Origin of the sequence: Nocardioides albertanoniae, assembly GCF_006716315.1 — a bacterium.
GTDB lineage: Bacteria > Actinomycetota > Actinomycetes > Propionibacteriales > Nocardioidaceae > Nocardioides > Nocardioides albertanoniae.
Genome location: NZ_VFOV01000001.1, coordinates 58,844 through 77,478, shown reverse-complemented (window position 1 = coordinate 77,478; position 18,635 = coordinate 58,844). Strand labels below are relative to the sequence as shown.

Below are 18,635 nucleotides of genomic sequence, written 5' to 3'. Positions count from 1 at the left end.
GCTGACAAACAGTCAGCGGGGGTGATGTACTAGCACCGTGCATCCAACGGGGGTGCCTTCGGACTGTTCGGGAGGATCGTCGTGGGTGACACGAACGAGATCAGGGCTGACTTCGACAAGCTGCGCGACGCCAACCAGAATCTGTTGGCCGAGAAGGAGCTCGTGCAGAGCCTCGATCTGGGGGATTCGCCGGCGGCCGCGGTGTTCGGTGGGTCGGCGTTGGGCCAGTCGATGGCGCAGACGGTCTCTCTGGCTCACGAGAATCTGATCAAGGCGCAGGACGACACCGTGCAGGGCCTCGGAAAGTGGGTCGAGGCCACCGAGAAGGCGCAGACCGAGATCATGGAGACCGATGAGGGCCAGGCCGCGATCGCCAAGACCATGGCCGAGGCACTTCAGGTGATGAGCAACCCGCTGGTGATGTTCAACTCCAAGGGCACCGCGGCCGGAAAGACCATGCCGATCTGAGCCTCGCTCAGCGCCGGGTCAGAGCACCTCGTACGTCGCCATGATCGGCGCGATCAGCGCATCGGCACCCTTCCGGTCGATGTCTGACTTGTTGAACCGCCACGTGACCGTGACCTGTTCGCGAGTCGGGGCAACCGTGCCGTAGTGGTCCTGCCAGGCGTACTCGGTCTCTGCACGAAAGTGGTAGAAGAGCGTTCCGTTGATGGTCTCGTCAGGCAGGCGCTCAAGCTTGGTGAGGCTGGAGTCCTTCTTCAGCTGATGGTTTACCAGCTTTGCGAGACCTTCGGTTGCCTTCTCGAGGTCGCCATCCGCTCCATAGGCATCGGCCATGATCTCGCCGGAACCAGGCGATAGTCCGACCTTGTTCTCGGGCGCGATCATCGTCTGCGCCTGATCTGCGTAGGAGTCGATTCCCCAAGCCGGCGGGACGTGGAGCTGTGCGACCTTGGCAGACGCGGCCTTCCAGTCGGCTGGCACGGTCGGTCTAGTTGGAGTGGGCGACGACTCGGCGGTGCTGCCGCCGGAGGTGGGCTTGGTTTCGGGCCTGTCGTTGGTTCCGCACCCGGCGACGGCGAGTCCCATCGCAGTGGCCAGGGTTGCGATAGCAGCTCTCCGAGAGGTTCTCATGGGTCGAAACTGTAGGGCAGTCGGTCTGAATGCCTGGACGACCCGGGCAGGATGTTAAAGAATCTCAGTATGGGGAGGCGGTGGGCTTCCCCCGAAACTCCCCGGGAGGATCCAAATGTCTGCACGTGGGCCATGGATGGAACGGCTCCGGACGTATGTCGATGGTGCTGACGCAGCGATCCTTGACGACCTCATCCGGAGATGGGAGTCCGGCGAGGGAAGGTTCAGGGGTGCAGGTCGCGCGCTACACGACAACGGCAAGAAGGTCGAGGACGGCTTCTCTTCAGCGTCTCAGACAGGTCCGGCTGCGCGTCGGGGGATGCAAGAGGCGGGCGAGAAGACCACCGACAAGAGCGACGTACTGAAGGAAGCCGTCGCCGCGATGATGCACTTCCGCGGCACGTTGTCGTCGGCGCGGAGTCGCTATGCAGAGTTGGCCGCTGACCTACCGCAGACGCATGGCCCGGCCCCAGACCCGGCGGACTACCCCACGAAAGGCATCGGCGTCGATGGCGAGGCCAATACGGCGCTGTTGAAGGCCAAGCGGGCAGAGCACGCTGCCAACGAGGCGAAGATCGCCCACGCAGAGACCGAAGCCGCCGCGCACGTCGGATACGTCGACGACGCCGTACGTGAAGACGAGCCGAAGGTGCGGGCGCTGTTCGACGACGGCACGAATTCCCAGCCCCTTCCGGCAGGGACCTCGGGATCGCAGCCCGGGTCTTACAGCCAGATCCAGGCGTCAAAGGCACGGATGGCGAAGACCAACTCCGGCACCTTGTATCCCGACGGGATGGGCCACGAGATCCTCGAGCGGGAGCGCGAGAACATCAAGGAATACGAGGCCGAGAACAAGCCCGAGTGGAACGGCTCTCAGTGGATCAACGCTGACGGCAGCGCCGCTCCAGCAACGTCGTACGCGATGGTCGAGACCGCTGACGGCCTCGCACCGCTCGCCGGCGGCGCCGGCGGCATGTCCGCTCTAGCTGTGGCCGGCGGTGGTGCGTTGCTGGGTGCCGGTGTCGCCAAGGCGGTCGCGAGCAAGTTCGGCGGCGGAGCAGCGAGGGCAGCAACCGCCGGAGCCGCATCGAGGTCCGCTGCGTCTCGGTCGGCGGCGGCGAAGGCGGTCGCTGCCGGTGCACGCGCGGGTTCCTCCGGCGCAGCTGGCCGTGCGGCCGGCGCTGGTGCTCGAGGAGCGGGCTCGCGTGCCGCTGGCGCTGGCGCACGTGGTGCTGGAACAGGTGCCGGTGGGCGTGGCGCGCGAGGCGGCCCCGCGGGCGCAGGCAGCCGGGCCGGTCGTGCAGGCGCCGCAGGTGGCCGCGGCGGCCGGAAGAAGGACGACAAGCAGAACGGCCAGAGCCAGGACTGGCAGGCCGACTACACCGACGACTGGACCGACCCCAACTACAAGGCCACTCCCACGGTTATCGGCGACGAATGGAAGCGCCGAGCGAAAGAGAGCGACGAGTAGATAGATCCGCAACTCGAGCTGGGGACTAAAAGTCCGGTTCGCCTACATGGTTTTCATGCTGGGCACTCATACTCAGCGGGACTTGCGGCGTTTCCCTTAAGAGTGATCAGTGAGTCGATGTCGTCGATCTCCCATCCCCTCTCGGTGAAGATCACGGTCACAGAGCCGAACAGAGGCATCGTTCCGTCGCCATACTCGAGAATGCACTCGGACAATCCTTCTCGTGGGCCACCGATATCGTCCGCGTCAAACGGGAGACCCTCGTCCATCATGTGCTCCTGCACCATGGCGCGTACGTCTTCGGCGCAGTTATCAGGCCGGCGACTCTCGGAGATATTCTTGCATGCCGCCGGAAAGTCCGGCTTGCTGAGCAGGAGCTCGGCGGTCTCCAAGATCAGAGTCTCAGCATCGGCCGGAATTGGCTTGGCCGGTGCGGCAGTTTCGCCGCTCGAGTCGTTCTTCTCCTCGCCGCCGCACCCAGTTGTGAGCGCAGTTGCTAGAGCGATGACCACTACGGTCGTTAAGGATTGGGCTGTGCGATTCATGTTCTCGCTTCCACAAGGTCTCGAAGGACACGCTGTCGTCTTGCTGAGTCAGTCGGTTGGGATGTCAAGGTCCGCCTCACGAGTTGTTCCGCCAACGCTCGTCTGTCCGCATGTCGCCGAAATAGTTGGAGCATGAGTCCTAGGTGAATCGGGGTCGACACAAACGTATAGGCCATCGTTTGGGTCCCAATGCTTCTTGTAGAACCACTCGGTTCCGTAATAATTCGTCCCATTGGCGCGAAAACTGTAGACCACGTCGTATCGATCAGCTCGTGGTTTGGCGCTGATAACCTTCGCCGAGTGCTGCTCAGATAGGAAATCCTGGTCTTCGGAGCTAGAAAGAAGGAACCACAAAATTCCTCCGAATAGTGCAATCGCTCCAACGAATATTCCAGCGACGAGCAGGCAGCCCTTCATTCGCTTCCTTTCCAGGGAAAGATCTCCACGGAGGAACTCACCGTATCTGCGACCTTCATTCCTCGGGTTGTGTTCGGGGTCATGATGTGAATCAAGTGCATATAGGTGTGGTCAGTTGCCACAACGACGACGTCGCGCACCTTCACGCCATCGCGTACGCCTGACACTACCCCGGCTGCTTCGGCGGATGCGCCGGGGACAGGGGATGGGTCAACAGTGTGCTGCTCGGTCCCGTGCTCGACGTCGAGGCCGAGCTCGAGTCGGTCCAGCTCGGCCTTTAGGTGTTGTCTGGCCCCGGTTGCAGACCCTAGTCGAGTTCGTCTGACTGCCACGATCAGACTGATCAGGTCATCGCCGCTCCCGATCCACTGCCACATTTCTCCGTGTTCCCCTCGGGTATGACGAACTTCGAGGTGTGGAGCTTGAAGCTTCACAGGACCGACTCGATATGAGGTGAACTGCGCCTCTGTCTCGGACATCTTTGCCTCCAGGTGTAGGTGCGTTGTCACGGTCGATCGGTGGGATCGTAGTGCTCGAAACCGCGCCCGTTTGCTTCGCGAACCCACACATTATCTGCGCTCTCCGCGCTTGCCCCCGCCTCGACTTCGACCTCGGCGACCTTGATGTCGACATTGTGCTCTTCGGATGCGATCTGCTCAGTTGTCGTCTGGCGTACAACGACTTGCCCGTGATCCATAGCGATGTCGGTCGCGCGTCCCATGTCGCCGCTCTTGATAGCCTCCTGCATGTCATTCCACATGAGGTTCTTGTCGTCCATCTTGAGTTCCACGTCGACGCCGGCGCCGGAACTTGTGGCAGGAAGGTCAATACCTAGTTTTTCGTTGGCCACCGTTCCGCTGAGCTTTCCAGCCATGTTGAATTCCTTGATGTTTCCGTGCTCGCCGCCCTTATTGCTTACCTTTACCTCGCCGGCGAATTCTGCACCTGCACCGTACCCGGAATCCTTTGAACCTAGTTCCGCTTCCACCTTCGTGGACACTTTGACCCCGAACTCTTCGTTCTTCCAGTCGTAGTATCCGTCGACTCGTCCCTCGGCCTCTCCTCGTGCCCACGGTGCATCGAACTCAGCACTGGCCTTGCCGTAGATCCCAGTCTTGAAGGACCTGATGTCCTGCTCCTGTATGTAGTCCGCAACGTTCGTCGCGACGGCCGCTGGCGCATTTCCATACTCGTACCACTTGAGATCGAACGCTTTGTCGTCCAGATTGTCGAGAAACTTCTGCGCCTCTTCCGGAGACTTGAACGCCAGATCGAGGTCTGTGGTTCCACCACCCGAAACATCAGCCTCTGCTCCGCCAACGCTGACTTCACGTCCAAGTCCCGCTTCTAGGTGAAGGAGCATCCTGACGGTTCCATCTGCCATCACCTTGTACTCTGCCTTCGCAGCTCCTTCGACCTCCCATGTCGCGAGTTCGACTTCAGCGTTCAAGTAGGCGCTGATCGTCTCGAGTGCGATCTCGCCGCCGAGTTTCTCCGCGATCTCCTTGTCGCTCAGCTTTTCCAACGATGGTGGCAGTTGCACGATGGCGTCGGCCAAGGTGCTTCCTTCCTTGGCCCTTGTGTCGTAGTCCGCCGATGCGTCCATCGCCTTTGCCAGGCCGACGTCCGCCCACTCGGCGCGCTCGAGTGCCTCCTCGATGAGGTTCTTGATGTCGCGCACCTTGCGGTCCTGCTCGCCGTCCGCTTTCGCAACTCGAGCGTTCTCTTTGGTCTGCGCGGCGTCGTCGTCAGGAAATTCCTTGGCCTTGATCTCGGGCGCTGTGATCTCGCCTGTTGCGTGGTTTACGGTGAAGCCTTCGCCACTCGCTTGATTCAACGCATCCTGGAGTTGACGCTTGGCTGCCTTGACCTCATTCTCTGTCTCCTCCACGCTTACGGCGAGGTCAGATACCTGAGCGGCGTAGTCTGCGAGGCGCTGCTTGAGGTCTCCGTAGCTTTTGTTGGCCGATTCGGTTGCGGGGGCCTGCCAGGTGACTGGCGGCTTGCCTGTGTCGATCTCATCTTGTAGACGAACGAGATTGCGGCGAGATGAGAACAATTGATCTGCGAGGTCGCCCAGTGACTCGGGCTTCCAGTCGAGGAGTTCGGCGATGCTGACCATGTCGTGACTCCTAGTTGGTAGACCGGACGCACATCTGCTGCCGTCGGCCCTCTTCTGCTGATGAGTGATCGGTCGTCTCATAGTCGTCGGCGGCGGCGATCAGTGCATCGTGGTAGGCCCGCGCCGACTTCGGCCAGTTCGTAAACCGCCACTCGAGTTTCGCCTTGAGGGCAGGAACCTTGCCCGCGCTCACGCTGCCGCTCATTGCGGTCGAGATCTTCGAGACGTGGTCAGCTGGGTTGGCGCTGGCCACGTCGTCAGCCGCCGAGTCCATGTTGCGAGCCGACTGGCGTAGGTCCTTCGGTATCACTGCGATGTCGCTGGCCATATGTCCCCTCAAGATGTAGCGGCCCGAGATTGGTGGACCGGTCGTTGTGGACCTCATACCCCGCACACTGGGTTTCTAAACATAAAGATTCCACATGCCTGACGCGATCGAGGCACCGACTGCTTCCGGTGCAGGTGGTTGGTCAGCGTGCGAAGAACTTGCCGAGAACTCCCTTGTGCTGCCACCCGTGCGACTGCAGCCAGCCGAACAGCGGCTCCTTGATACGGCTGGTCTCGAAGGAGTAGACGACGGGCCCGGTGCCGACCTCAGGCTCGCTCCCGCCGACGGAGGAGCGATTGAGTCCGCCGAGCTGGAACGTCCAGGACTTCTCGGTGCGCTGGCCGGAGTGCCACTCCATCTCGCCGCCGATCTTGAAGCCATCGCTCGTGGCCCCGGCCTTCCAGTTGGATGACCGGCGGAAGTCGTTGTAGTCGAAGGTTCCGTTGCGCTCGTCGAGGGTGACGGTGAGCCGGTAGGACTCGTCGGCATGTGTGACTTGCGTCGGATACAGGCTGGTGACTTTGGCGATGTCCCACCAGCCGATGATCTGATCGCCCTGGGCGAAGTAGCTGAAGGGCTGATCCGGGACGTTCAGCGTGACGATCTGCGGTAGAAGTTCCGAGAGTGGCGTGGCCATATTGGTCAATCTAGCTGGCCAGCAGCCTGACGCCGAGCACAATCAGGGTGAGCATCGCTCCTAGCCCGCCGAGGAGGGCAAAGCCCAACGCGATGACCGCCGCGGCGGGCATCTTCTCCCTCATGCCGAGTGCTTTGGCTGCGACCTTGATGAACGCGCGGCCCTCTTCGGAGCTGAACTTGTAGTCGGTGATCTGGCCGAGATCTCCGCCCTCGGTGATGCCCCAAGACTTCTCGAAGCCGACGCTGTAGATCCGACCCTGCACGCGGGTGTAGCGGAACTGGGTAGGGATACCTGCGCTCCACGTGAAGGTGACCTTGTCGTCGAGGATTCGGTAGGTGCCGTTCGCGTCCGCAGAGACGTGGTGAACAAACGACGCGGTCACTCCTGATTTGTTGAACAGGCCGTACCACTTCGCGTTGACCAGATCGAGCGAGACGTCGAAACCTCTTGAGGTGGGCGTAACGGTGTATGGCGAGCCTTCGGTAGCCCGCTTCGCCCGGTCGTAGAGCGGGTACGCGGCCGGCGGCGGTCCTTGCTGCGGCGTCACGCCATCACCCAACCTGGTCGTCGACCTCGATGTGGAAGTTGACCGTGGAGTCCTCGACCTCGGTGACAGTGGCTGTGACGCCCAACTCGTCGGCGCCGGCGGTGAGCGTGCACTCCAGCGAGGCTCCGACCTTGGCGGGGAGGTCTCCAGGGCATTCGATCTTGTCGGGGCGCTGCCCAACCTGCTTCTCGAGCATGCCCGAGACCTTCTGCTCGACCTGGGCCTTGTCCAGGGTCGGACCGGACGCTGTCTCATCGTTCGTCGGATCTGCGAGCTCGTAGTGGAAACGGATGTCGAGGCCGTCCACCTTCGTGACCGTCAAGGCGACGTCGTGTTCGCCGGTGTCGCTGGTCAGCGTGCACGTCATCTTGGTGTCGATCTTGCCCTTGAGGTCGCCGGGGCAGTCGATCTTGTCGGGTTTGGTGCCGGTTTCTTTCGTCAGCGCGTCAGAGAGTGTCTTCTCGACATCCTTCTCGTCCATGGACTTGCCTGCGCTTACTGAGGCTGAGCATGCAGTGATGAGAAGAAGAGCCGCGCCCGCGAATGCGCCCGAGATGGCGCGTTTACTTTTCATGGCGCCATGTAACCACGTTTGCAGGTGTTTGCGATCTCTGAATTCGGATGCTTCGCCGTTCAGCACCTGTCGAAGACGTACGCAGCGTCGCCCTGCCCCACGAGGTCTCGATCGCGAAGGACGGTGAGCGGAGCACGAGCGGGGTCGGCGCAGACGTCGGAGAAGGAGAGGCCGGCGTCGTCGAGTGAGTCGGGATACTCGACTTGCAGCACGTGGGAGCCGTAGACGTCGGTGAATGACGAGCACTCGGCGTAGGCGCCGCATTCCTCGACGACGGCGAAGTCGAAGCCGAGGTCGTCGTGGGCGGCCTGCGCGGCTTCGGCGGCGTTCTTCTGGGCGATGGCGAGGCCGAGGTCGTGGGCTGTGGAGACGTACTCCGACGCCAGGGCGAAGGCGCCGTCGCGAGAGATGGCGTCGAAGCGGGTCCAGGTGTCGAGGTTGTCGATCTCGACGGCGTCGAAGCCGTCGTCGGCACATCCTTCGATGATCGGGCCGACGACCTCGAGGATCGTCTCCCGGGCAGACGCGGTCGACGGGTCGAGGACGATCTCGTCGGGCCAGTCGGGGTCGCGTACGGGCTCTCCGGAGGCGTCGTGCAGCAGCGCCGACGACCGGGAGGACCAGTCGGAGCCGGGCTGGGTCTGGAAGCCGTTGACGTAGCAGACGTTGTAGGCGTCCTCGAGGGGTGCGGCGGTGGCGTCGCGTACGACGACGTCGAGAGGCGTGCCATCGGCCAGGCGGTCAGCAGTGGCGCCGAGCTGGTAGTCGAAGGTGCCATCGGTCGGTGGAAGAGCCACCGACGGTGAGCCACAGCCGGCAGCGACGAAGACGAAGGCGAAGACGAGGAGTACGGCAAGGGCCGGGCTGCCAACGGCAGCCCGGCCCTGCGTACTTCTGGAGACTCTCAGTGGAGCACCGTGGGTGCGGCGGCGCCGTGCTCGGCCTTGCTCTTGGGCAGGAACCAGGCGGGGATGAGCGTGACGAGCACGAGGATCGCGGCGACGACGAAGATGGAGGAGAAGGCTTCGGCCATCTCCACCGGGATCGCCTTGAACAGCTCGGGCAGCTTGGCCGGGTCGAGACCCAGCGATGCTGCGGCCTCGCCGACCTTCTGCTGGTTGGCCGGGTCGGACATGAACTTCTGCAGACCGTCCTGGGTGACCCCCAGCTTTCCGGCGAGGTCACCGGCCGCGGAGACCGACTCCTTGCCCGAGAGCGCGTTGGTGAGCAGCACCGAGAAGAGCGCGGTGCCGGCGGAGGCAGCGACCTGCTGGACGATGTTCACCAGCGTCGTGCCGCGCGCGATCGTGTGCTCGCGCAGCGTCGCCTGAGCGGCGGCGAAGGTCGGCATCATCGTGGCGCCCATGCCGAGGCCCATGATGAACAGCGACACGAGGAGATACCAGTAGGGCGTCGCCTCGTCGAGCCGCGAGAACATGAACATGCCGACGGCGATCGTGGTCAGACCGCTGAGCACGATCTTGCCCGGGCCGGTGCGGTCGGCGAGCATGCCGGCCAGCGGCATCGTCACCATCGCGCCGAGGCCCTGCGGAGCCATCAGCAGACCGGCGTGAAGAGCGTCCTGGCCGCGCACCTGCTGGTAGTAGAGCGGGAACAGCAGCGAGGCGCCGAAGAACGCCATCGCGAAGATCGCCAGAGTGATCACGGCGACGGTGAGCTCGCGGTTGCCGAAGAGGCGTACGTCGATCAGCGGGTGGTCGTTGCGAGCCGAGAGCGCCCACGGGATGAAGGCCGCGATCAGCAGAAGCCCCGCGACCATGAACGAGAGCACCTTGGTGTCGAGGATCGTGCCGGCCTCGGGGATCGAGGAGACGCCGTAGAGGAACAGCGCCAGACCCGGCGAGAGCAGCACCATGCCGAGGAAGTCGAAGGACTGCGACGGCTCGACGTGATCCTTCGGCAGCGCCCGCCAGGCGTACGCCAGGGCGATGACGCCGAGCGGGATGTTGATCAGGAAGATCCAGTGCCAGGAGGCGGAGTCGATCAGAGCGCCCCCGATGATGGGGCCGAGGATCGGGCCGAGCAGCATCGGCACGCCCAGGATCGCCATCACGCGGCCGACCCGCTCGGGCCCGGCGGCGCGGGTCAGGATCGTCATGCCGAGCGGCATCAGCATGCCGCCACCGAGGCCCTGGACCACTCGGAAACCGACGAGCATCGGCAGCGTGGTGGCCAGCGCGCACAGCGCCGAGCCGAGCGCGAAGAGCACGATCGCGGTCATGTAGAGACGTTTGGTGCCGAACCGGTCGGCGGCCCAACCGGTCAGCGGGATCACGGTCGCCAGGGCGAGGGTGTAGCCCGTCATCGTCCAGGCGACCTCGGCGGAGGTGGCGCTGAACTCGCGCTGGAAGGTCTCCAGGGCGACGGAGACGACGGTGATATCGAGGATCGACATGATCGATCCGAGCACGACGACACCTGCGACGATCAGCACACTCTTGTCGAGGTGCTCGTCGGGCGCCTTCTCAGGCTTGGCAGAAGTTTCTGTCACGGGTTGACAGCCTACGTGTGAGTTGTTAATGAGCCTAGTTGTTATCTGCAATCGACTGGTGACCTGACTCACTCACCGCGACCGGCCTTGGCGAGCAGGACCGTCTTGATCGCTCGGTAGATCGGACGGACCAGCCGGCCGGGCACGGTGCCGTGGCGTTCCTCTTCCCAGACACGCGCCCGCGGGTGCGACTGCAGCAGTCGTTCGAGCAGCGACGCCGGGCCTGCCGCCGGGGCGCCCGCCAGCGCGTCGACACGGCACACGTGCTTGATGTTGGCGTAGCCGTACTGCGCCGGGTTGACCAGCCGCAGCGGCGCGCCGTGGGTGCCGTCGAGCGGGCGGCCGTCGAGCCGGTCGGCGAGGAACACGTCGTCGGACAGGAGGTCGTCCAGGAGGGCCAAGAAGTGCTCGCCGTCGAGGCCGCGGACCATCAGGTGAGTCACGGTCGTGCCCGGCGGGAGGGCCGGCGCGACGTACCGCCGATAGACGTCGGCGAAGGCGACGCCCTCCCAACGAAGGCCGGTCACCGACCAGCCGGCGACGCAGTGGAAGTCGGCGTCGAGCACGCGACGGTCGGCGCCGACGAGGTCGTCCACGGGCACCTCGATCGGTGGCGCGACAGCTCCGCCGAAGGTCACGGTCGGATGTGCGGGCACGGTCGGCGGGGGCTGGTCGATACGTCTCCCGAAGCGCGGGAAGAAGTCGATGGCGCGCTGTCCGGGAGGCAGAATGGCGCGTGGGCGGGTGGTCTCGGTCATGTCTGCCACCGTCGCAGCGCCGGAGACGCTGCGCCTCAGCCTCTGCGGTCGGCTCCCTCATCCTGCAGGATGAGAGATCTTCGAAGACTCCGATGTCGGTGGCGGCGGCTACGGTCGTGGCATGTCCTTCGTCCCCGTCGCCGGTCGCGCGGTCTTTCGGCTCGCGCAGCCGCCGCGCGAGTCGACGGTGGAGTTCGTCGACTCGCGGCGATCGGTGTCGTTGCCGATGCGGGCGGCGCTGCCGGTGCTCAAGAAGGCGTACGCCGCCACCGAGCTGCATCCCTCGGTCGCTCTGGTCGCGTCGGCAGCGCATCTCGGGCTCCGGTTCGTCGCTGCCGGACAGCTCGAGCCCGACGGCGGCTCGTGGGCGGTGCGCTATGCGCCCGACGACGAGGAGCGGGTGCGGCTGCTGGCGGAGTCGCGTGCCTATGACGACCTCGATGCGGAGGCCGCCGAGCTGCTGGTGCGGGAGATCGTGGCGGCGGTGGCTGACGCGGTGCCGACCTCGGCGCCGAAGGCCGACGGCGCGGGCGCGTTCCGGGAGTCGTTGCAGACCCGGTTGTCGCGCTATCGCACCGACGAGGGGCCGGTCACGGCCGCGCTGCCGTCGCTGGTGCGGCTCTCGCTGCGGGTCGAGGCGCCTGAAGAGGATCTGCTCGCGGGGGCGTTGACGTTGGTGCCGCAGGTGCACGACGAGGCCGATCCGCTGCATGTGGCCGACGCCGACCGGCTGTGGGACGAAGCCGACGACCACGGGTTCGGCCCGCGGGCGCGCACCCACGCGCAGGTGGCCTTGCGTGGTGCTGCCGAGGCGTGGCCGGTGCTCGACCGGCTCCTCGACCTGCCGGTGCCGTCGGGGCTGACCCTCACGAGCGACGAGGTCGTGGGTCTTCTCGAAGACGGCGTCGAGTGGCTCAAGGAGCGTGGCGTCGACGTGCTGTGGCCGCGATCGCTCTCCCGCGACCTGACGACGTCGGTCGCGGTCGACCGGGTGCCGTCGTCGTCGACCGATGCGCGCGAAGACCTGATGCGCGAGTCGCCGCTGGGAGAGAAGGGGCTCTTCGCCTTCCAGTGGCAGATGGCGCTCGGTGGCGAGCCGCTCGATGCCGCCGAGATGGACGCGCTGGCGAGCGCCGCCGGGCCGGTGCTCCGGCTGCGCGGGTCGTGGGCGGTCGTGCATCCCTCGGTGCTGCGCCGGGCGCGCAAGCGGCTGCTCAAGCGGATCAGTGGCGGCGAGGCGCTGGCGGTCGCGCTGACCGGGCAGGTTCCTGCGGAGGTCGCCGAGGCCGCGCCGGGCGAGAAGGTGATCGTCGGTGCGTCGATCGGCAAGCTGCGCGACCAGGTGCTCGAGGCGACCTCGGGGCCGGCCGTCGAGGTGCCGGCCGACCTGCAGGCGACGCTGCGGGGCTATCAGGTCGAGGGCCTGACCTGGCTGGCCGGGATCACCTCGCTCGGCCTCGGCGGGTGCCTGGCCGACGACATGGGCCTCGGCAAGACGTTGATGACGATCGCGCTCCACCTGCATCGCCAGAAGGAGCATTCCGGGCCCACCCTGGTCGTGTGTCCGGCCAGCCTGCTCGGCAACTGGGAGGCCGAGCTGGCGAGGTTCGCGCCCGGGGTCGAGGTGCGGCGCCATCATGGCGCCGAGCGCGACCTCGACGGTGCGAGCGGCATGGTGCTGACGACGTACGGGACGATGCGGCGTGACGCCGGTCTGCTCGGGTCGGTCTCCTGGGGGCTGGTCGTCGCCGACGAGGCACAGCACGTGAAGAACGCCGCGTCGGCGACCGCGAAGGCTCTGCGCGAGATCCCGTCGCACGCCCGGGTGGCCCTGACCGGCACCCCGGTGGAGAACAACCTCACCGAGCTGTGGGCGCTGCTCGACTGGTGCGTGCCGGGTCTGCTGGGCAGCCGGCTGGCGTTCCGCCGGGCCTGGGCGAGCCAGATCGAGGCCGGCGCGGACGTCGACAAGGCGAAGGAGTTCGCGGCGCTGGTCGGTCCGTTCCTGCTGCGGCGGCGCAAGTCGGACCCCGGAGTGGCGCCCGAGCTGCCACCCAAGACCGAGACCGATCATCTGCTGTCGCTCACGCGGGAGCAGACGGTGCTCTACGAGGCGTACGTGCGCGACGCGATGGCGCGGATCGAGCGGCTCGAGGCCGACGACCCGCAGCGCCGCGGGCTCGTGCTCAGCCTGCTCACCGGGCTCAAGCAGATCTGCAACCACCCGGCGCAGTTCTTGAAACAGGGGAGCTTGAAGCAGGACGGCGGCCGGATCGCCGGCCGGTCGCAGAAGATCGACATCCTCGACGAGCTCGTCTCGACCGTGATCGCGGAGTCGGGGGCGGTGCTGATCTTCACGCAGTACGTCGCGATGGCTCGGCTGCTCTCGGAGCACTGGTCGGCGGCCGGCGTCTCCCACCAGCTCCTGCACGGCGGCACCCCGGTGGCCGAGCGCGAGCGGATGGTCTCGCGCTTCCAGGCGGGTGAGGTGCCGGTCTTCCTGCTCTCGCTCAAGGCCGGCGGTGTCGGGCTCAACCTGACCCGCGCCGACCACGTGGTGCATGTCGACCGGTGGTGGAACCCTGCGGTCGAGGACCAGGCCACCGACCGGGCCCACCGCATCGGGCAGACGCAGACGGTGCAGGTGCACCGGTTGATCACCCAGGCCACCGTCGAGGAGCGGGTCGCCGAGCTGCTGGCACGCAAACGGGTGCTCGCCGACGCCGTGCTCGGCGGCGGTGAGGCGGCGTTCACCGAGCTCTCCAACGCCGACCTGCGCGAGCTGGTCAAGCTCGGCCCGCAGAAGCGCAAGAAGCGCCGCCGGATCGCGTCATGAGCGAGCGCCAGCGACCCGCGAGCGCGGTGCTGACCTTCGCCCGCGAGCCGCACCGGCGCGGTCTGGTCCGGGTCGAGTCCTGGTGGGGGCGCGCGCTCCTGCGGGCGATCGAGGAGCGGGCCTTCGACGACAACCAGCTCACCGGCGCCCGCGCGCTCGCGCGCTCGGGGCGCATCGGTGGGCTGGTCGTCGAGTCGGGCAGGTTTGCCGCGGCCGTCGAGGACGAGCGCGGGCTGTGGACGGTGACCGGCGCGGTGCCGGGGCTCGACGCCGACTCGGCCGCGGCGCTGTCCGAGGTGCTCGGTGCCTCCCCGGAGCGCACCGAGGCGCTGCTGGTCGGAGAGCTGCCTCTCGACGTGGCCGAGCATGCCGAAGAGGCCGGGGTCGAGCTCGTGCCCTATGGCGACGAGCTGGCCGTGACCTGCACGTGCGGACACTGGCACGCGGTCTGCGGCCACTCCCTCGCCGTGCTCCACCAGCTGTGCTGGATCGTCGACCGCGATGCCTCGGTGCTGCTTCAGCTGCGCGGTGTCGGGCGAGACGAGCTGCTGGGGCGGCTGCGGAAGCGTCTGCGGCAGCAGCCCGAGCCCGACCGGGCCGGCTCCGGCGAGCCCGCGCGCGAGCAGGTCGACGACGTCGAGATCGCGCTCGATGCCGTGCTTCGCGCACGTCACATGCTCGAGGAGTGAAATCGCGGGTGAATCAGCGCTAACCTCGAGCAATGACCACGGCCCCGACGAAGACCAGGCGCGAACAGATCCTGGACACCGCGGCCGAGCTCTTCGCGGCCCGAGGCTTCCACGGCGTCTCCGTCGCCGAGCTCGGTGCCGCCTGTGGCATCTCCGGGCCGGCGCTCTACAAGCACTTCCCGAGCAAGGACGCGATGCTCGCCGAGATGCTCGTCTCGATCTCCCAGGAGCTGCTCCGCGAGGGACGCACCCGGGTGAAGGCGGCCTCGGGCACCTCCGCGGCCATCGAGGCCCTGATCGACTGGCACGTCGACTTCGCGCTGCGCGACCGGGCGCTGATCGTGGTGCAGGAGCGCGACTGGCAGTCGCTGCCCCACGAGGCGCGCGAGCAGGTGCGCACCCTGCAGCGCAAGTACGTCGACCTGTGGGCCGACCAGCTCCGCGACCGCAACCCGTCGCTCTCCCACGACACCGCCCGCGCGATGGCCCACGGCGTCTTCGGCCTGATCAACTCCACGCCGCACAACCGCGTGCTCCCCGCCGAGTCGACGCGCTCCGTGCTCACCACGATGGCCCGAGCCGCCCTCACCGAGTAGCCGGAGGGCCGGTGCCGAGACCGTTGTTTCGGCCGAGCATCTTGTCAGCCGAGGTTAATGAACGTTAACCTCGCCCTATGGCGGCGAATTTGCGTGACCTGACCCTCGAGCTGCGCGAGCGGCTCGGGCGGGTGCGACAGGGTGGGAGCGAGCGGTCGCGGAAGCGACACACCGACCGCGGGAAGCTGCTCCCGCGTGATCGGATCGATGCGCTCCTCGACCCCGGATCACCGTTCCTCGAGGTGGCTCCGCTGGCGGCGTACGAGATGTACGACGACGGTGACGAGTGGGCGGTGCCCTCGGCGGGCGTCGTCGCCGGCATCGGGCTGGTCAACGGGCGCAAGTGCATGGTCGTGGCGAACGACGCGACGGTGAAGGGTGGCACCTACTACCCGATGACCGTCAAGAAGCACCTCCGCGCGCAGACGATCGCGGCGGAGAACCAGCTGCCGTGCATCTACCTCGTCGACTCCGGCGGGGCGTTCCTGCCGAAACAGGACGAGGTCTTCCCCGACCGTGAGCACTTCGGCCGGATCTTCTTCAACCAGGCCAACATGTCGGCCAAGGGCATCCCGCAGATCGCGAGCGTGATGGGCTCGTGCACGGCCGGCGGAGCATACGTGCCGGCGATGAGCGACGAGACGGTGATCGTGCGCGACCAGGGCACGATCTTCCTCGGTGGGCCGCCGCTGGTGAAGGCGGCCACGGGCGAGGAGGTCACCGCCGAGGAGCTCGGCGGCGGTCTCGTGCATGCGACCAAGTCGGGTGTCGTCGACCACCTCGCCGACGACGACAAGCACGCCCTCGAGATCGTGCGCGGCATCGTCTCGACGCTCCCGGAGCAGGAGACGAAGACGGCGACGTATGACGAGCCGGCGGAGTCGCCGGAGACCCTCGTCGACATCGTGCCCGCCGACACCAGGACCCCCTACGACGTGCGTGAGGTGATCCGCCGCATCGTCGACGGGTCCAAGCTGCAGGAGTTCAAGCAGCTCTACGGCGAGACCCTGGTCTGCGGCTTCGCGCACATCGAGGGCCAGCACGTCGGCATCGTCGCCAACAACGGCATCCTCTTCTCCGAGTCGGCGCTCAAGGGCGCCCACTTCGTCGAGCTGTGCAACCAGCGCGGCATCCCGCTGGTGTTCCTGCAGAACATCACCGGTTTCATGGTCGGCAAGGAGTACGAGAACAAGGGCATCGCCCGCGACGGCGCCAAGCTCGTCACCGCGGTGGCGTGCTCGGTGGTGCCGAAGTTCACCGTCGTCATCGGCGGCTCCTACGGCGCCGGCAACTACGGCATGTGCGGCCGCGCCTACGACCCGCGGTTCCTGTGGATGTGGCCCAACGCGCGCATCTCGGTGATGGGTGGCGAGCAGGCCGCCTCGGTGCTCGCCACCGTCGCCGGCAAGCCCGACGACGAGGAGTTCAAGGCTCCGATCCGGGAGCAGTACGAGGCGCAGGGCTCCCCCTACTACGCCAGTGCGCGCCTGTGGGACGACGGCATCATCGACCCCGCCGACACCCGACGGGTGCTGGCGATGGGGCTCGCCGTCGCGGCGAACGCGCCGACACCCGAGCCCAACTACGGAATCTTCAGGATGTGACTGGGTTGTCTGAAGCAGTGCTGTTCGAGAGTGTGCTGGTCGCCAACCGTGGCGAGATCGCGCGTCGCGTCTTCCGCACGTGCCGCGAGCTGGGCATCCGCACGGTCGCGATCTACACCGCGCTCGACGCGGACGCGCCCCACGTACGCGACGCCGACGAGGCCGTCGAGGTCGCCTCCTACCTCGACGCCGACGCGGTGGTCGCGGCCGCTGCCGCGGTGGGTGCGGAAGCGGTCCATCCCGGCTACGGCTTCCTCTCCGAGCGGGCCGAGTTCGCCCGGGCGGTGGCGAAGGCCGGCCTGGCCTGGGTCGGGCCGACGCCCGAGGTCATCGAGCAGATGGGCCGCAAGGACGCGGCCCGGGAGATCGCGGTCGCTGCCGGCGTACCCGTGGTTCCGCGGGGCGAGGACAGCCCCTATCCGCTGCTGGTCAAGGCCGCCGCTGGCGGCGGTGGCAAGGGCATGCGCATCGTCCGTGCGCCCGACGAGCTCGACGAGGCGCGCGCTGCGGCCGCCCGCGAGGCGCTGAGCTCGTTCGGTGACGAGACCCTCCTGATCGAGAAGTACGTCGAGCGCGGCCGCCACATCGAGGTGCAGGTCTTCGGTGACACCCACGGCAACGTGATCCACCTCTTCGAGCGCGACTGCTCGGTGCAGCGTCGCCACCAGAAGGTGATCGAGGAGGCGCCCGCCCCGACCCTGACCGACGAGCAACGAGACCTGGTGCTGACCAGCGCCGTCGCGCTCGCGCGCGAGTGTGGCTACACCGGCGCGGGCACCGTCGAGTTCCTGCTCGACGAGGCGACCGGCGAGGCCTACTTCCTGGAGATGAACACCCGCCTCCAGGTCGAGCACCCCGTGACCGAGGAGGCCGTGCGGATCGCCGGGTCGAGCGACGCCGCCGATCTCGTCGCGCTCCAGCTCCGCGTCGCCGCCGGCGATCCGCTGGGCATCGCCCAGGACGACGTACGCATCGAGGGCCACGCCATCGAGGTGCGGGTCTATGCCGAGGACGCCTTCGGCGGCTTCCTGCCCCAGGCCGGTGCGACCTCGATCGTGCGCTGGCCGACCGCGGCCCGGGTCGAGCATGCGCTCGAGAGCGAGCAGGTCGTGAGCACCGCCTACGACCCGATGCTCGCCAAGATCATCGTCCGTGGCCCCGACCGCGAGGCCGCCCGTCGTGGCCTGGTCAAGGCGCTCGACGAGACCGCCGTGCTCGGGCTGACCACCAACACCGGCTTCCTGCGGGTGCTCGCCGACTCGGACGCGTTCGGCGATGCCGGGATCGACACCGCCTGGCTCGACCGCAACGAGGTGGCGGCTCCGGATGCCGACGTGCCGCGGGTGCTCGTCGCCTGGGTGAGCGCGATGCTCGCCGCGGCGGCCGACACCACGACGGCGTTCCGCGCCGACGGCTGGCGGGTCGCCGGGCCACCGGCGCCGACCATCGTCGACCTCGACCGCACCATGACCGTCGACCGCCCGAACGGAGTCGTCGACGGTCGTCGCGTGCAGCAGATCAGCGCGGCCGACCACGTGCTCGTGGCAGTCGTCGACGGCGTACGCCACTGGGCGGCCGTCAACGTCCAGCCCGGCCTGGCGGAGATCGTCCACCAGGGTCACCGGTTCGACCTCTCCCCGCCCGACCGCGTCGCCGGTGCCGCCGCGCACCACAGCGATGGCGCGGTGGAGGCCAAGATGCCCGGCACCGTGATCGACGTGCGGGTCCAGGTCGGCGACCGGGTCGAGGAGGGCCAGGTGCTCGGTGTGCTCGAGGCGATGAAGATGGAGGTCGCCCTCAAGGCACCGTTCGCCGGCACCGTCGCCGTGGTCGGCGCCGGTGCCGGCTCTCAGGTGCCGCTCGGGGCGGAGCTCTTCGTGGTGTCGCCCGATGCGGACTGA

17 protein-coding genes are annotated in these 18,635 nt (G+C 66.8%); 7 read left to right on the top strand and 10 right to left on the bottom strand.

From position 1 onward, the window contains the following. Positions 1-81: 81 nt before the first annotated feature. A complete protein-coding gene (locus FB381_RS00390; protein ID WP_141778454.1) occupies positions 82-468 on the top strand; it encodes a hypothetical protein in 387 nt (128 codons plus the stop codon). An 18-nt stretch (positions 469-486) separates the two neighbouring features. On the opposite strand, the gene FB381_RS00385 is transcribed toward FB381_RS00390, so the two are convergent. Further along, entirely contained in the window at positions 487-1,050 is a 564-nt protein-coding gene (locus FB381_RS00385; protein WP_141778453.1) for an RAD23 family protein, read from the bottom strand. Between the two features lie 364 nt (positions 1,051-1,414). On the opposite strand from FB381_RS00385, the gene FB381_RS00380 reads away from it, so the two are divergent. Then, positions 1,415-2,566: a hypothetical protein gene (locus FB381_RS00380; protein WP_141778452.1), complete on the top strand. Its 1,152-nt coding sequence runs from the start codon at positions 1,415-1,417 to the stop codon at positions 2,564-2,566. 53 nt (positions 2,567-2,619) lie between these two features. On the opposite strand, the gene FB381_RS00375 is transcribed toward FB381_RS00380, so the two are convergent. The 9 genes from FB381_RS00375 to FB381_RS00335 form a co-directional block, all read right to left on the bottom strand. After that, on the bottom strand, positions 2,620-3,111 hold the full coding sequence (locus FB381_RS00375; protein WP_141778451.1) for a hypothetical protein: 492 nt from the start codon (positions 3,109-3,111) through the stop codon (positions 2,620-2,622). 922 nt (positions 3,112-4,033) lie between these two features. Further along, positions 4,034-5,650, bottom strand: coding sequence for a hypothetical protein (locus FB381_RS00370; protein ID WP_141778450.1), 1,617 nt, complete (start codon positions 5,648-5,650; stop codon positions 4,034-4,036). Between the two features lie 10 nt (positions 5,651-5,660). Beyond that, positions 5,661-5,978: a type VII secretion target gene (locus FB381_RS00365; RefSeq protein ID WP_170225010.1), complete on the bottom strand. Its 318-nt coding sequence runs from the start codon at positions 5,976-5,978 to the stop codon at positions 5,661-5,663. A 142-nt stretch (positions 5,979-6,120) separates the two neighbouring features. After that, positions 6,121-6,615: a hypothetical protein gene (locus tag FB381_RS00360; protein ID WP_141778448.1), complete on the bottom strand. Its 495-nt coding sequence runs from the start codon at positions 6,613-6,615 to the stop codon at positions 6,121-6,123. A 10-nt stretch (positions 6,616-6,625) separates the two neighbouring features. Continuing rightward, entirely contained in the window at positions 6,626-7,165 is a 540-nt protein-coding gene (locus FB381_RS00355) for a hypothetical protein (protein ID WP_141778447.1), read from the bottom strand. 4 nt (positions 7,166-7,169) lie between these two features. Then, the gene (locus FB381_RS00350; protein WP_141778446.1) at positions 7,170-7,805 is read right to left on the bottom strand and encodes a DUF4333 domain-containing protein; all 636 of its coding nucleotides are present in this window, start codon (positions 7,803-7,805) and stop codon (positions 7,170-7,172) included. Continuing rightward, a complete protein-coding gene (locus FB381_RS00345) occupies positions 7,799-8,536 on the bottom strand; it encodes an endo alpha-1,4 polygalactosaminidase (RefSeq protein WP_211352284.1) in 738 nt (245 codons plus the stop codon). The genes FB381_RS00350 and FB381_RS00345 overlap by 7 nt, the downstream gene beginning before the upstream one ends. Before the next feature lie 107 nt (positions 8,537-8,643). After that, entirely contained in the window at positions 8,644-10,251 is a 1,608-nt protein-coding gene (locus FB381_RS00340; RefSeq protein ID WP_141778444.1) for a DHA2 family efflux MFS transporter permease subunit, read from the bottom strand. A 68-nt stretch (positions 10,252-10,319) separates the two neighbouring features. Further along, positions 10,320-11,009: a molybdopterin-dependent oxidoreductase gene (locus FB381_RS00335; protein WP_141778443.1), complete on the bottom strand. Its 690-nt coding sequence runs from the start codon at positions 11,007-11,009 to the stop codon at positions 10,320-10,322. 121 nt (positions 11,010-11,130) lie between these two features. Here FB381_RS00335 and FB381_RS00330 point away from each other — a divergent pair, with 121 nt between their 5' ends. From FB381_RS00330 to FB381_RS00310, 5 genes are all read left to right on the top strand, one after another. Then, positions 11,131-13,845, top strand: coding sequence for a DEAD/DEAH box helicase (locus tag FB381_RS00330; RefSeq protein ID WP_141778442.1), 2,715 nt, complete (start codon positions 11,131-11,133; stop codon positions 13,843-13,845). Further along, positions 13,842-14,534: an SWIM zinc finger family protein gene (locus tag FB381_RS00325; protein WP_141778441.1), complete on the top strand. Its 693-nt coding sequence runs from the start codon at positions 13,842-13,844 to the stop codon at positions 14,532-14,534. The genes FB381_RS00330 and FB381_RS00325 overlap by 4 nt, the downstream gene beginning before the upstream one ends. 32 nt (positions 14,535-14,566) lie before the next feature. After that, the gene (locus FB381_RS00320) at positions 14,567-15,130 is read left to right on the top strand and encodes an SACE_7040 family transcriptional regulator (protein ID WP_141778440.1); all 564 of its coding nucleotides are present in this window, start codon (positions 14,567-14,569) and stop codon (positions 15,128-15,130) included. 77 nt (positions 15,131-15,207) lie between these two features. After that, positions 15,208-16,734, top strand: coding sequence for a carboxyl transferase domain-containing protein (locus tag FB381_RS00315; protein WP_141778439.1), 1,527 nt, complete (start codon positions 15,208-15,210; stop codon positions 16,732-16,734). A gap of 17 nt (positions 16,735-16,751) precedes the next feature. Next, complete coding sequence (locus tag FB381_RS00310; protein ID WP_246087893.1) at positions 16,752-18,635, top strand: acetyl/propionyl/methylcrotonyl-CoA carboxylase subunit alpha; 1,884 nt, start codon at positions 16,752-16,754, stop codon at positions 18,633-18,635.

Coding starts and splice junctions, on each gene's coding strand:
- FB381_RS00315 (WP_141778439.1), top strand. CDS start 15,208: ATGGCGGCGAATTTGCGTGACCTGACCCTCGAGCTGCGCGAGCGGCTC.
- FB381_RS00320 (WP_141778440.1), top strand. CDS start 14,567: ATGACCACGGCCCCGACGAAGACCAGGCGCGAACAGATCCTGGACACC.
- FB381_RS00325 (WP_141778441.1), top strand. CDS start 13,842: ATGAGCGAGCGCCAGCGACCCGCGAGCGCGGTGCTGACCTTCGCCCGC.
- FB381_RS00330 (WP_141778442.1), top strand. CDS start 11,131: ATGTCCTTCGTCCCCGTCGCCGGTCGCGCGGTCTTTCGGCTCGCGCAG.
- FB381_RS00360 (WP_141778448.1), bottom strand. CDS start 6,615: ATGGCCACGCCACTCTCGGAACTTCTACCGCAGATCGTCACGCTGAAC.
- FB381_RS00385 (WP_141778453.1), bottom strand. CDS start 1,050: ATGGGACTCGCCGTCGCCGGGTGCGGAACCAACGACAGGCCCGAAACC.
- FB381_RS00380 (WP_141778452.1), top strand. CDS start 1,415: ATGCAAGAGGCGGGCGAGAAGACCACCGACAAGAGCGACGTACTGAAG.
- FB381_RS00370 (WP_141778450.1), bottom strand. CDS start 5,650: ATGGTCAGCATCGCCGAACTCCTCGACTGGAAGCCCGAGTCACTGGGC.
- FB381_RS00365 (WP_170225010.1), bottom strand. CDS start 5,978: ATGGCCAGCGACATCGCAGTGATACCGAAGGACCTACGCCAGTCGGCT.
- FB381_RS00335 (WP_141778443.1), bottom strand. CDS start 11,009: ATGACCGAGACCACCCGCCCACGCGCCATTCTGCCTCCCGGACAGCGC.
- FB381_RS00375 (WP_141778451.1), bottom strand. CDS start 3,111: ATGAATCGCACAGCCCAATCCTTAACGACCGTAGTGGTCATCGCTCTA.